Annotated in this window: 11 protein-coding genes and 1 pseudogene; 2 read left to right on the top strand and 10 right to left on the bottom strand. The window is 68.6% G+C overall.

The genetic code is table 11. The features are described from left to right. Nucleotides 1-57 precede the first annotated feature (57 nt). From C8P66_RS19640 to C8P66_RS19625, 4 genes are all read right to left on the bottom strand, one after another. A complete protein-coding gene (locus C8P66_RS19640; protein ID WP_111399990.1) occupies nucleotides 58-2,478 on the bottom strand; it encodes a heavy metal translocating P-type ATPase in 2,421 nt (806 codons plus the stop codon). 21 nt (nucleotides 2,479-2,499) lie between these two features. After that, the gene (locus tag C8P66_RS19635; RefSeq protein ID WP_111399989.1) at nucleotides 2,500-2,736 is read right to left on the bottom strand and encodes a thioredoxin family protein; all 237 of its coding nucleotides are present in this window, start codon (nucleotides 2,734-2,736) and stop codon (nucleotides 2,500-2,502) included. A 12-nt stretch (nucleotides 2,737-2,748) separates the two neighbouring features. Then, nucleotides 2,749-3,792, bottom strand: a complete 1,044-nt coding sequence (locus C8P66_RS19630; RefSeq protein ID WP_111399988.1) for a permease — start codon at nucleotides 3,790-3,792, stop codon at nucleotides 2,749-2,751. Nucleotides 3,793-3,923: 131 nt separating this feature from the next. After that, nucleotides 3,924-4,340, bottom strand: coding sequence for an OsmC family protein (locus tag C8P66_RS19625; protein WP_111399987.1), 417 nt, complete (start codon nucleotides 4,338-4,340; stop codon nucleotides 3,924-3,926). Nucleotides 4,341-4,731: 391 nt separating this feature from the next. On the opposite strand from C8P66_RS19625, the gene C8P66_RS19620 reads away from it, so the two are divergent. Further along, nucleotides 4,732-5,739, top strand: a complete 1,008-nt coding sequence (locus C8P66_RS19620) for an asparaginase (protein ID WP_245903687.1) — start codon at nucleotides 4,732-4,734, stop codon at nucleotides 5,737-5,739. An 8-nt stretch (nucleotides 5,740-5,747) separates the two neighbouring features. Here C8P66_RS19620 and fahA read toward each other — a convergent pair whose 3' ends face one another. Together fahA and hmgA are read right to left on the bottom strand one after the other, a co-directional pair. Beyond that, entirely contained in the window at nucleotides 5,748-7,031 is a 1,284-nt protein-coding gene (gene fahA, locus C8P66_RS19615; protein ID WP_211314209.1) for a fumarylacetoacetase, read from the bottom strand. Nucleotides 7,032-7,036: 5 nt separating this feature from the next. Next, nucleotides 7,037-8,374: a homogentisate 1,2-dioxygenase gene (gene hmgA / locus C8P66_RS19610; RefSeq protein ID WP_111399985.1), complete on the bottom strand. Its 1,338-nt coding sequence runs from the start codon at nucleotides 8,372-8,374 to the stop codon at nucleotides 7,037-7,039. 269 nt (nucleotides 8,375-8,643) lie between these two features. Between hmgA and C8P66_RS19605 the strand changes: the two genes are divergently transcribed. Further along, the gene (locus C8P66_RS19605) at nucleotides 8,644-9,096 is read left to right on the top strand and encodes a MarR family winged helix-turn-helix transcriptional regulator (RefSeq protein WP_245903686.1); all 453 of its coding nucleotides are present in this window, start codon (nucleotides 8,644-8,646) and stop codon (nucleotides 9,094-9,096) included. 29 nt (nucleotides 9,097-9,125) lie between these two features. Here the strand turns inward: C8P66_RS19605 and C8P66_RS19600 are convergent, their stop codons facing one another. From C8P66_RS19600 to C8P66_RS24525, 4 genes and pseudogenes are all read right to left on the bottom strand, one after another. Continuing rightward, entirely contained in the window at nucleotides 9,126-10,109 is a 984-nt protein-coding gene (locus C8P66_RS19600) for a Bug family tripartite tricarboxylate transporter substrate binding protein (protein ID WP_111399983.1), read from the bottom strand. Nucleotides 10,110-10,128: 19 nt separating this feature from the next. Further along, nucleotides 10,129-11,055: a tripartite tricarboxylate transporter substrate-binding protein gene (locus C8P66_RS19595; RefSeq protein WP_111399982.1), complete on the bottom strand. Its 927-nt coding sequence runs from the start codon at nucleotides 11,053-11,055 to the stop codon at nucleotides 10,129-10,131. Between the two features lie 11 nt (nucleotides 11,056-11,066). Continuing rightward, nucleotides 11,067-12,419, bottom strand: a complete 1,353-nt coding sequence (locus tag C8P66_RS24150; protein ID WP_211314208.1) for a molybdopterin cofactor-binding domain-containing protein — start codon at nucleotides 12,417-12,419, stop codon at nucleotides 11,067-11,069. Between the two features lie 358 nt (nucleotides 12,420-12,777). Beyond that, a pseudogene (locus tag C8P66_RS24525) lies at nucleotides 12,778-13,182 on the bottom strand (molybdopterin cofactor-binding domain-containing protein); the annotation flags it as partial. Between the last annotated feature and the right edge of the window lie 95 nt (nucleotides 13,183-13,277).

The following is a 13,277-nucleotide window of genomic DNA, read 5'->3' as shown; positions in this document are numbered from 1 at the left end:
GAGGGGCGTGCACGTCGCCATGCTGCCCGATAGGGCGAACAACTCACAGATACGCGCTTACGTCTCCGTCGGATCGCGGTAGGCCAGGAGCCGCAAGGCATTGGCCACGACCAGCAGGGTGGACCCTTCATGGAAGACCACCGCCGCGCCGAGTTGCAGGCCGAACAGTGTCGCCGGCACCAGCAAGGCCACCATGCCCAGGCTGATCCAAAGGTTCTGCCGGATGATCCGGTTGGTGCCACGGCTCAGCCCGATCACGAAGGGCAGGTGCGTCAGGTCGTCTCCCATCAAGGCCACATCGGCGGTCTCCAGCGCCACATCCGATCCCGCGGCACCCATGGCGATGCCAACGGTGGCATGGGCCATGGCGGGCGCGTCGTTCACGCCATCGCCGACCATGGCGACCTCCTGCTCGGCCCGGAAGCGCTGGATCGCCGCGACCTTGTCCTCGGGCATCAGGTCACCCCAGGCCTCGTCCAGCCCGACCTGCTGCGCCACCGCCTCGGCAACGCGACGGTTGTCGCCCGACATCATCACCATGCGGGAAATGCCGAGCTTGCGCAGGCGCAGGATCACCCCTGAGGCCGCCTCGCGCGGCGTGTCCATCAGGCCTATCGCGCCGAGATACTGCCCGCCCCGCCGCACGATCATGGTGGTGCGGCCACGCGCCTCAAGATCGGCGATCATGGCCTGGAGTTCCGCCGTCAGCGGCGGCCCATCGATTTCCGCGAACAGCGCCGCCTTGCCGACGAAGACCGGATCGGCACCGATCCTGGCGGACAGGCCGCGGCCGGTAATGCTCTGCAACTCCGTGGCCTCCGGCACCGCGATGCCCTCGCCCAGCCGCGCCTGCCCATCACGCGCCACGGCGGCGGCGAGCGGGTGGTCGCTCAGCGCCTCGACGGCGATGGCGACGAGCAGCAGATCGCGCTCCTCAACACCGGACGCCGGCAGCACCTCCGTCACCCGCGGCTTGCCCTCCGTCAGCGTGCCGGTCTTGTCGAAGGCGATGGCGCCCAGCTTGCCGAGGTTCTCCAAGGGGCCGCCGCCCTTCACCAGCACGCCCCCGCGTGCGGCACGCGCGACGCCTGACAGCACCGCGCTCGGTGTCGAGATCGCCAGCGCGCAGGGGCTGGCGGCAACCAGCACCGCCATGGCGCGGTAGAAGCTCACGCCAAAACTCTCATCGATGATGATCCAGGCGAACAGCAGCACGACGACCGAGGCCAGCACGACCGGCACGAAGACACGCTCAAACCGATCGGTGAAGCGTTGCGTGGGGGACTTCTGGGCCTCCGCCTCATTCACCATCCGTACCAGCCGCGCGAGCGAGGTATCGGCGGCCAGCCGGATGACCTGCACCTCCAGCGCACCGGCACCATTGATGGTGCCGGCATAGACGCGGTTCTCCGCCAATAGCCCCTCCGGGCGCAGCGCCGCCCGGGCGGAGTCCTCGACCGCGCGCTTGTCCACCGGCACGCTCTCGCCGGTGATGGCCGCCTGGTCCACGCTGCTTTCGCCGAGGATCACGAAGCCATCGGCCGGGATGCGTGTGTTTGGCCGCACCAGGATGGTATCGCCAACCACCAGTTCGGCGACCGGAACCTCGCGCACGACACCGTCACGACGGAGCTCCGCGGTTGGCGGGGCAAGCTCGCCCAGCGCTTCGATCGCCCGCCGGGCGCGGCCCATGGCGTAGTGTTCCAGTGCATGGCCAATGCTGAACAGGAAAAGCAGCAGTGCGCCCTCGGCCCATTTGTCCAGTGCGGCGGCACCCGCGGCCGCGACCAGCATCAGCGTATCGATCTCGAAGCGGCCGAGGCGGATGGTGTCGACCGCCTCGCGCAGCGTGTAGTAGCCGCCGAAGCAATAGGCGCCGACATACAGCGCCACAGGCAGCCAGGCAGGGGCCGCGGCCAGCCAGGAGACCAAAAAGCCCGCGACCAGCAGCGCACCGCTGAGCAGCGCGAAGATCAGCTCCGAGTTGGCGCCGAAGGGGCCGCCATGCTCATGTCCGGCCTCTTCATGCGCCTCGCCGCGCAGCCCCACGCCCATGTCGCCGAGCGCGCTGCGCAGGGCGGCTTCGGATGTCGCTGCCCGATCGAACTCGATGCGAACCAGCCCGGCCACCGAGGCATCCGCCTCCATGACCCCGGGCAGCCGGGACAGCAGGTCGGTGACAGTGCGGGCGCGTCGTGCATCCTGCAGCCCTTCGACCTCCCACAGCACATGGCCGAAGCGTTCGGTCAGCTGTGCGCCGGCGGCCTCGGCGATCTCGCGGACGCGGACAAGGCTGGCCACGGCGGGGTCGTAGTGGATGCAAAGCTGCGCGGGCTTGTCGCCGGATGCGGGCAGGACATGCACCTGCCCAATGCCGTCACGGCCGTTGAGGTCGTTGATCAGCCGCCAGACGCAGGCATCAGCCTCGCCGGGAGCGTCGGGCAGCAGGATGCCGAGATCGAGTTTGAGGCGCGGCACCGGTTATGTGCGCCGGCTTCGCTAGGCGCCGATCCAGCGTGCCACATCCTCAGGCTTCGGCAGGCCGCCGGCGTGGACGACCTTGCCATCCACCACCAGCCCCGGCGTCGAGACGACGCCGAAGCCGGCGATCTCGGCATAGTCGCTGACCTTCTCCACCGAAACCTCGACACCGAGTTTGGCGGCGGCGTCATTGACCATCTGCGCCATGGCTTCGCAGCGTTTGCAGCCCGGTCCGAGTACCTTCACGTTTTTCATGGCAGCGGCCCCTCAGGAAAAAAGCAGGTTGAACAAAAAGCCCACGGCAAGGATGCCGGTCGCCACCACGCTGACAAAGACGGCGATCAGCTTCACCGACAGCACCTTCCGCAGGATGATCATCTCCGGCAGCGACAGTGCGGTCACGGACATCATGAAGGCCAGCACGGTGCCAAGCGCCGCGCCCTTGCCCAACAACGCCTCGACCACGGGAATGATGCCGGCGGCGTTGGAATACATCGGGATGCCGATCAGCACGGCGGCCGGGACCGACCACCAGGCGTCCTTGCCCATGATGGAAGCGAGCAGATCCTCCGGCGCATAGCCATGGATCAGCGCTCCCATCGCGATGCCCGCGATGATCCAGTACCAGACCCGGCCGACGATATCCCTCACCGAGTCCAGGCCCGCACGGATGCGGTCGGGCCAGGTGACCGCCACCTCCGGGATATCGGCGGTGCCGGCATGGATCTTCAGCACCCAGGGCTCCAGCCAGCTCTCCAACCTGAGCTGGCCGATGACCCAGCCCGCCGTGATGGCGATGGCAAGCCCGAAGCCGAGGTAGGTCAGCGCCACCTTCCAGCCGAGCAGCGCGAAGAGCAGGCCAAGCGCGACCTCATTCACCATCGGTGCCGCGATCAGGAAGGAGAAGGTCACGCCGAGCGGCACGCCAGCCGAGACGAAGCCGATGAACAGCGGGATCGCGGAGCAGGAGCAGAAGGGCGTGAGGATGCCGAGCGAGGCCGCCATCGCATTGCCCACACCCTCGCGCCGCCCGGCGAGCAGGGCGCGGGTGCGTTCCGGTGAGAAGAAGGACCGCACCACGCCCATGGCGAAGACCACCAGGGTCAGCAGCAGCAGCACCTTCGGCGTGTCATAGAGGAAGAAGGCCAGCGACTGGCCGAGGTGGCTCTGCGGAGCAACCGGCAGCAGCGACACCGCCCAGTCGGAGAAGGGGATCAGCTGGCTGTAGAGCGCGGCCCAGACCAGAAGCCCGGCCAGGGTGCCGGCCAGCCAAGGGGTCGATGAGGGCTGGCGGAGGGTGGAGGCACTCATGCGGCAGGGCTTTCCTGGCGGAGGGGAAGCTCCAGAGGACGGCGTGCAGCCGGGGGCATCGCTGTGCGCGCCGGGGAGCCGAGGATGATCGCGCGCTGGGCCATGTTGACGTGCCTTTCGCTTCGGTGGGGTCAGCCCGCCGTGGCGGGCGCGCGCTCCAGCCTGCCGTTCAACGGCACGGCAAGGGCGATGGTGTTGGAGATCGTGCCGTATTTGCGGACGTTCTCGTGCAGCAACGCGAGCCGGCGATCGGTCTCGTCGGTGTCCACCAGGATCTCGTAGTCGATGCGGGTCATGCGTGGCGGGGCGTCCTGCCGCTCCCCGGCCATGTGGATCGTCACGCCGCGCAGCGCGAAGCCCAGCATCGGGGTGACGCGCTCGATACCCTTGAGCATGCAAGCGGCGACCGCCGCGAGCAGCAGCTCTGCCGGATTGAAGGCGTCGGCACGGCCGGCAGGATCGGTGTCGGCGACGAACGCCGCCGATTTGCAGGTCATGCGCGTGCCATGGCCGTCCAGCCGTGTCGCCGTGACCGAATAGGCCTGCATCGGTTTGCCTTCCGTCGAGGGTCAGGCACCCGCCAGAGTCAGGATCGCGACGTGGTCCTGGGGGGCCTTGTGATCTCTATGCGCGCCTGCCGACAGCGGCGCGTTGATCCGGGTCAAGCCGGCACGCTCCCGCGCAGCCGATCGGCCCAGTGCTCCGCGAGGGTCAACGCGCGCCTCATGCGAGGGTCACATCGGGAGGCTCCGGATTGTGCAGCGTGTTTGCGACGGGCGGCCACAGGGGGGGGGTGTTTCACGAGTGCCGTGGGCCATGGCCCCACGGCATCCCTGCCTCTCGGGGACCACCCATCGCCCAAGCGGCACCTCTGGTCCGGCACAGGTCTTGCGTGCAAGCTGCCGACGAGATCGCAATCCCTGCGCGAGGACCCTGCCGGTGAGCACCACATCCAAGCCCAAGGTCGCCTTCATCGGCACGGGGGGCACCATCGCCTCTCTCGGCATCCACCCGCTGGAGATCCAGGACTATGGTGTGCACGACAACCGCATGCACGCCAGCCAGATCGTCGCCCGCTTCCCGGAGGTGAACGAGGTCGCCGAGATCATCCCCGTCGACTTCCGCAACGTGCCGTCAACCGAGGTCTACTTCCCGGAGTGGAAGGAGTTGGCCGCGCTGTGCAGCGATTTGGTGGAGAAGCATCTCGACCTGGACGGCATCGTCATCGGCCATGGCACGGCGACGCTGGAGGAGACGGCCTATGTCATGAACCTCGTGCTGAAGGTTTCCATTCCGGTCGTCATGGTCGGCTCGCAGCGGCCGGCCTCGGGGCTATCGACCGATGCGGGCATGAACCTCGTGAACGCGGTGCGGACGGCAGGCCATCCGGACAGCCGCGGGCGCGGCGTGCTGGTGCTGCTGAACGACGAGATCCAGGCGGCGCGGGAGGTCACCAAAACCTCGAACTGGCGGATGCAGACCTTTCGCACGCCCGATTTCGGCATCCTGGGCCACGCGGATGCAGACCGCATCGCTTACTACCGCAAGCCCGAACGCCGCCACATGCCCGACACCGAGTTCGACCTGACTGAAGTCGCGACCCTGCCTCGCGTCGATATCGCCTATGCCTATGCCGGCGCTGATGGCGCGGCTGTGCGGGCCTTCATCGCGGCGGGCGCGAGGGGCATCGTCTCGGCCGGATTTGCGCCGGGATCGCCGCCGCCCGGCGACCTCAAGGCGCTGACGGAGGCCGCGGCGCAGGGGATCATCGTGGTGCAGTCCTCGCGCGCCGGATCGGGCCGCATCTTCCGCGGCAAGCGTCTGGTTGAGGCCGGGATCATCGCCGGCGACAACCTCAATCCGCAGAAGGCGCGGCTGCTTTTGGCCCTTGCCCTGACACAGACATCCGATCCGGATGAGATCGCGCGGATGTTCCTTACCTACTGACCGGCGCGTCACCGTGCCGGGAGGATGCTCCCCTGGCACGGTCCGAAGCCGATGCTCACGGCACCCTCGCGTTCGGCCCGCGCGATCAGTGTGATTTCGTCGCCGTCCTCAAGGAAACGCCGGGTTTCACCGGACTCCAACGTGACCGGGCGGCGGCCGCCGTTGGTCACCTCCAACAGGCTGCCGAAGCTGGTCTCGATCGGGCCGGAGATGGTGCCCGTGCCGAACAGATCGCCGGGGCGCAGATTGCAGCCGCCGCTGGCGTGATGCGTGACGAGTTGCGCCGGGGTCCAATACAGATGCCGTGCATCGCTGCGGCCGAGGCGGTGTGGCGGCAGCCCCTTCTCGCGCAGCCCCGGCGTCATCAGCAGCACGTCGAGCCGGATGGAGAGCGCGCCCTCGGCCTGGTCCGCCTCGTCCCACAAATAGGGCAGGGGGGCCGGGTCGCCGCTCGGGCGCTTTGCCTGGGCGATACGGAAGGGCGCCAGAGCCTCGGGCGTGATGACCCAGGGCGAGATGGATGAGCCGAAATTCTTCGCCAGGAACGGGCCCAGCGGCTGGTACTCCCAGCCCTGGATATCCCGCGCCGACCAGTCGTTCAGCAGGCAATAGCCGGCAATGTGATCGGCGGCGTTGGCGATCGGGATGGTCTCGCCGAGGGCATTGCCCGGCCCGATCCAGATGCCGAGTTCAAGTTCGTAGTCGAGGTTGCGGCTTGGGCCTAGGCTCGGCACCGTCTCTGTCGCGGGCTTGCGCTGGCCATTGGGCCGGTGCAACGCGGTGCCGCTTGGCACGATCGACGACGCGCGGCCGTGATAGCCGATGGGGACATATTTGTAGTTGGGTAGCAGAGGGTTGTCGGGGCGGAACTGCCGCCCGACATTTTCCGCGTGCTGAATGCCCGCGTAGAAATCGGTGTAGTCGCCGATATGCGCCGGCAGATGCATGTCGCAGTCCGCGGCCGGGTGCAGACAGTCCTGCACGGCCTGCTGATGCGGGCTGTGCTCCGCCAGCAGGTCGGACAGCGTCGCCCGTAGCATCCGCCGTGGCCCTGAACCAAGCGCGAAGAACGCGTTCAACGCCGCGCCCCCGGTTGCCGCCCTGTTGATCAGCCCGGTGCTCGAGAGCCTGGCCAGATCCAGCACCATGTCACCGATGGCGACCCCGAGGCGGGGCGCCCCGGCCTCGGTGGAGAAGACACCGAGCGGCAGGTTCTGGATGGGAAAATCCTCATGCCCATTGGCCGAGGTGACAAAGCTGCGGAGACCTGGCGCATGGGTGTGATCGAGCATGGAGATCAGGCGTCCCGATTGGTAGGGTCGAAGCGTTTCTGCAGTCCTGCCCAGCAATCCGCATAATCGTGCTGCAACTGCGCGAGGCCCGCGGCAAAGGCGGTGACACGCTGGGGAAGTCGCGTTTCGAACATGAACGCCATGGTGCCCTCCAGCTTTCGTGGCTGTAGCGTGGCGGTGCTGGCGCCGGTGAAGGCCAGCGTATCCGGCCCATGCGGCAGCATGCAATTGTGCAGGCTGAAACCGCCGGGCTGGAAGCCCTCGGGCTTGGCATCGTATCGCCCGTAGATGAGGCCCATGAACTCGCTCATGATGTTCATGTGGTACCATGGCGGGCGGAAGGTGTTCTCGGCCACGGCCCACCGATCCGGGAAGATGGCGAAGTCGATGTTGGCGGTGCCGGGCGCCTCGGTCGGCGAGGTCAGCACGGTGAAGATCGACGGATCGGCATGGTCGAACAACAGCGGCCCGACCGGCGAGAAGCGGCGCAGATCATATTTGTACGGCGCGTAATTGCCGTGCCAGGCGACGACATCCAGCGGCGAATGCCCAAGCTCGGTGCGCCACAGGGTTCCGCCCCATTTCACATACATCGCGCAGGGCTCGTCGCGATCCTCATACTGCGCGTTGGGGGTGAGGAAGTCGCGCTGGTTCGCGAGGCAGTTGGCACCAATCGGGCCACGTTCAGGCAAGGTGAAGCCGCCGCCGTAATTCTCGCAGAGGTAGCCGCGCGCCGAGATGCCCGCGAGTTCCACGCGCAGCTTCACGCCGCGCGGGATCACGGCGATCTCGCCGGGAGCGATATCGATGACGCCGAATTCGGTGACCAGACGCAGCGCGCCCTCTTGCGGAAGGAACATCATCTCCGCATCGGCGTTGTAGAAGGCCTCATTGACCATGCTGCGGGTGATGAGATAGATGCTCGCCGCCATGCCAGATTGCGCGGCCGCGTCGCCCGCGGTGGTGATGGTGAAGATGCCGTCCAGGAAGGACAGGCTACGCTCCGGCATCGGCAGCGGATCCCAGCGCAGCGGGGCGATCGGCATTTCGATCTCGGCGCAGGGCGCGCTGCGCCAGGAGCCGGCATCCACCTTCTCGAACCGGCCCCAGTGCTGCACCGTCGGGCGGATGCGATAGAGCCAGGAGCGTTCATTGCTTGCGCGCGGCGCGGTGAAGGGCGAGCCGCTCAGCTGTTCGGCATAAAGCCCATAGGCGCAGCGTTGCGGCGAATTGCGCCCGACCGGCAGGGCGCCGGGGAGCGCCTCGGTTTCGAAACCATTGCCGAACCCCGACATATAACCGGGCGCGGCCGTGCGCAGGGAGAGCGGGGCGTGTTCGTTCATCGCTGGCTCCTGGCCGAAGGCGAGCGGCTCCGCGCCGTCGTCGTCACGACATAAATCGTCTCATATGAAATCAAGTCAAGGCCTCACGCCGGGCGGAAGCCGTAATTGAGGTGATTCCAGCCGACACCGATATGCTCTAGGAACATCAGGGGAAGCTGCCCGGCGCGGGTGGCACAGGATCAATCACATCGCAGATGAGAGTGAAGTCGATAAGCACGGTGACCCCCCGGCGAAGGGTTGCATCCCGGCCCGCCCCGGCCGAGCCGCCGTTGGCGCTGCACGAGTTCCTGCCCTACCGCATCTCCGTGGTGGCGGAGGCGGTGAGCAACCTCTTCGCCGCGCGGTATCAGGAGCGGTTCGGCCTGACCATTCCCGAATGGCGCGTAATGGCGGTGGTGGGCGAGAACACCTCCCAGACGACGCAGCAGGTGATCGAGCGCACGGGTATGGACCGCGTGCGCGTCAGCCGCGCCGTGATCCGGCTGGCCGACAAGGGGTTGCTGGACCGCATGGTCCATCATCGCGACCATCGCGCCCAGATCCTGCAGCTCACACGCAGTGGCCAAGCCGTCTATCAGCAGATCGTGCCGCTGGCGCGTGAGATGCAGGCGGCGCTGGCCAGCGCGTTGACGGCCGCCGAGGTTGCCCAGCTCGACGGCATCCTCACCAAGATCGGACAGCGGGCGCTGGAGATGTCGGGCGTTGCGCCGGCGCCCCGCTGACGCATGATCACTTCAAGGCGGCGGGGCGCTCAGTCCGGCCGCGCGCCCGAAAGCCGCACAGCTTCGCCCCAGCCGGCTACCTCTGCGCGGATATAGGCGGCGAATTCGGCGGGCGTCGTCGCCTTCGCATCGGCGCCTTGTTCGGTCAGCGCGCGTCGCATCGCGGGCTGCGCCAGCATGCGCATCACCACATCGCCGAGCCGGTCGATGATCGCGGCGGGCGTCCCCGCCGGGGCGGCCAGGCCGTTGCCGCCGACGCTCTCGAAGCCGGGGAGGCCGCTTTCCGAGGCGGTCGGCACCTCCGGAAGTGCTGCGATACGATCGGCGGAGGTGACCGCCAGCGCCCGAACCTGCCCACCCCGCACCAGCGGCACGGCCGTTGGTGAGGTGGCGAAGGTCAGTTGTACCTGGCCGCTGACCACATCCATGACCGCCTGTGGTGCGCCGCGGTAGGGCACATGCACCATCCGGGTTCCAGTCCTGGTCGCGAACAGCTCCGCCGTCAGATGCGGCTGGCTGCCATTTCCGGGCGAGCTGTAGTTGAGCTGGCCGGGCCGCGCCTTCACATAGTCAATCAGCTCCGGGAGGCTGTGGACCGGCAGCGCGGGGTTGACCAGCAGCACTTGCGACACCCCGGCGATCAGGCCGATCGGCGCGAAGTCCCGCAACACGTCATAGCTTAGCCGCCCCTCGAACAGGCTCGCGTTGATGAAATGCACGGTGGAGATCAGCAGCAGCGTGTAGCCATCGGGCGCCGCCTTGGCGACAACGTCGGCACCGATGTTGGCGGCACCGCCGGCCCGGTTGTCGACCACGAAGGGCTGCCCCAACTCCGCGCTCAACTGCGCCGCCGCGAGACGGGCGAGGATGTCGGATGTGCCACCAGGCGGAAAGGGCACGACGATCCGGACAGGACGGTTCGGATAGGCGGCCGGCTGCGCCAGCGCCGGCATGGCCGCGAGGCCGCAAAGCGCGCCGAGCCCGGCGCGACGCGTCAGAATGTTGTTCTTCATTGTTCCCTCCCCAAAAGTCTCAACTCGATGGCAGCAATCCCAGGGCGCGGAGTGCCGCGGCCATCGTCGCCTCCTCGTGGCGCAGGAATGCGTGCAGCGCCTCGCCCGACGCATAGGTATCGGACCAGTATTGCCGGGCGAGTTCCTCGCGCCAGGCCGGCGTCCGCGTCGCGGCGCGCAGCGCCTCTTCCCAGAAGCCGATCTGCGCCGTGTCGAGCGCGGCCGGACCGATGACGCCGCGCCAGGGACCGGCGACGCAGTCCACCGCATGCTCACGCCAGGTCGGGCTGCTCGCATAGACGCCATCCAACCGCGCCGGCGCCGAGACCGCCACGCAGCGCACCGTGCCCGCGGCCATCTCGGGCACCGGGCTCGCGGCGGTGATGACGCCAAGCTCGGCCTTGCCGGACAGCACATGCGCCGTCGCGTCGCGCGCGCTGTCGAACACCGCGATATCCAGCGCCGCAACCGCGCCGCCCGCATGGCGGGTGATCTCCGACAGCGCGATGTGGTTGGCGTTGCCGATGGCCGTGGCCAGCGCGATCGGCAGCCCGGCCGTGTCGTCACCCAGCCTGCGCAGCAGCACATCCGCATCGCGGATGGACGAGTCCGGCCGCACGATGAAGGCGAGGTACTCCGTGTAGAGATTGCAAAGCGGCGTGAGCGCGGTCCACTCCAGGGCGCTGACGCCAAGCGCGTGGTTGCTCAGGATGGTCGGTGAGTTGATGGCCAGCCGGTGTGCGTCGCCGCCGTGGCGTGCAAGGTCGTCCCAGGCATTGCCGCCGCCGCGGCCGGGGATGTTGACCAGGGTCATCGGCGTCGGCACCAGCCCCTGCTCCCGCAGGATGCCGAGCAGCGCGCGCGCAGGCCGGTCCTGCCCGCCACCGGCCGGGGTTCCGGCCAGCAGCACAATGTCCCGTTCAGGGTGCCAGGTTGTTTGGGCCATTTGGTCTCCGCTCAGGCTATCGACGCGGCGATGGCGTCGGCGGTGAAGGGCAGGCTGCGGACGCGGACGCCGAGCGCGTCATGGATCGCATTGGCGATGGCCGCGACAGTCGGCCCGGTCGCGCATTCGCCGACACCGAGCGGGGGCTGCTCGGCCCGCGGCATGAGCTGGACGCGAACCGCCGGAACCTCGGAGAAGCGCAGGATCGGATAGGCCTCCCAGCCGTTGCTGGTGATGCTGCGCGCATCGAAGGTCACCGCCTCCTTCAGCGCGAAGCTGACGGCCTGCACCGCACCGCCTTCGATCTGATGCGCGGCGCCTTCCGGGTTCACGACCTCGCCGGCATCGGCGGCGATCCACAGATGGCGCACCCGGACCTCGGCCTCGGCCTCGATCTCGGCGATGATGGCGCACCAGGCACCGCTGCCCTTGTACCGCGCGAAAGCCAGGCCGCGGCCGATGCCCTCATGCGGGACCCTCGGCACGGCATCGGCCATGGCCACCACCGCCTCGATCACCGCGCGCCCACGCGGATCGGCCAAATGGGCGAGCCGGTATTCCACCGGATCACGGCCGGCGGACAGGGCCAACTCATCCATGACGCTCTCGATGGCCAGCACATTGGCCATGGCGCCGAGCGCGCGGAGGGAGGACGTCCGCAGCGGCATCTCCAGCCAGCGATGCACCTGCACGGAAAGGCCGCCGGTCGCATAGGCCGGCACCGCGTTGCGATCGGCACCGCCGCCGCCCGCATGCGGCGGGTTCAGCGCGGGCGGCACGGCGAAGGGCGTCGCGAGCTGGCTCGCCGCCAGCAGCGAGGGCTGAGCGGCAAAGCCAGGGCGGCTGAGATGGCCATTGCCGTAGATGTCCTGCCGCCAGCCCAGCAAGCTGCCATCCGCGGCCACCTTGGCCTCGACCTCGATCAGCATTGCCGGCGCGAAGGGCGCCCAGCCGAGCTCATCCTCCCGGTTCCATTGCAGGCGCACCGGCGTGCCGGGTAGGGCGCGCGCCACCAAAGCGGCATCCAGTGCCACGTCATCGGCCCCATTGTGGCCGTAGCAGCCTGCGCCTTCGCGGTGATGCACGATCACTTGCGCGGGCTCCAGGCCAAGGGTCATGGCGAGATCGCGGCGCAGACCAAAGATGCTCTGGGAGTGCGACCACACCTCCAGACCGGGCCCGCCATGCTCCGACCAGCGCGCCACGGCGCAGCTTGGGCCGATCGAGGCATGGGCGAGATAGGGCCGGAAGAACGCGGCGCTCAGGCGACGCGCGGGCGGGGCGTCGGTGAGCGGGGGGGGGGGATGCGATGTTGGCGGTTTCGATCGGGCCGGCCTTGAACCGCTCCGGGAGCCGCGCCGCATCGGGCAGCGTGTCCCGCTCCTGCCAGGCGATGCGTGGCGCGAGGCGGCTGGCGGCCGCAGCGACGGCCGCCTCGCTGTCGCAGACGATCGCGAGGAAGTCGCCATCGACCACAAGCCGCGCCCCGGGCGGCGCGGCCGGCACCGCCGCCAGCCGCGCGCCGCGTGATGGCGGTCGCAGCATGCGGGCGAACCGCATGCCCGGCAGCCGCAGGTCATGGATGTAGCGCGGGGCGCCGAAGACCTTGTCCGGCAGGTCCAGCCGCGGCGCCGCCCAGCCCGCGATGCGGCGGGCCGCGGGCGCCTTCGGCGTTACCTCCGCCGGGATATCGCAGTCGAGCAGGCCCGAGGCAGCTTCCGCCCAGTAGGAGCCGACCATGCGCCCGTCGGGCGCCAGGAAGCGCCCATCCTCGATGCGAAGGGCCTCTCGCGGCACACCGCTGCGTTGGGCGATGACGGCGACATGGATGGCGCGGGCGGCGGCGCAGGCATGACGCAGCGCCAGGCCGCTGTCCTGGACCGAGCGGCTGCCGGAGGTGACGCCCTCGTTCGGGCTGGTGTCGGTGCTGGCCGCCTCGACCGCGACCCGCTCCCAGGCCACATCCAGCTCATCGGCGACGATCTGCGCCAGCGCCGTCAGGATACCCTGGCCGATCTCCACCTTGCCGGGTGTCACGATGACGCGGCCATCGGCCCGCAGGCGCAGCCATTGCGAGAGGCGGCGGTTCGCATTCAGGCTCGCCGGCAGCCCTGCCGGCGCGGTCATGCTGCCCTACCGTTCAGATGCTGCTTCTGCAGTGCCTGACGCCGTGATCCTGGCATGCCAGGATCACGGCGCGGCGGCGGTGTCGGGATGGTTTT

The sequence above is a fragment of the Humitalea rosea genome (assembly GCF_003253705.1).
In the GTDB taxonomy this organism is placed as follows: domain Bacteria; phylum Pseudomonadota; class Alphaproteobacteria; order Acetobacterales; family Acetobacteraceae; genus Humitalea; species Humitalea rosea.
This window is presented reverse-complemented; position numbering and strand designations above follow the sequence as displayed.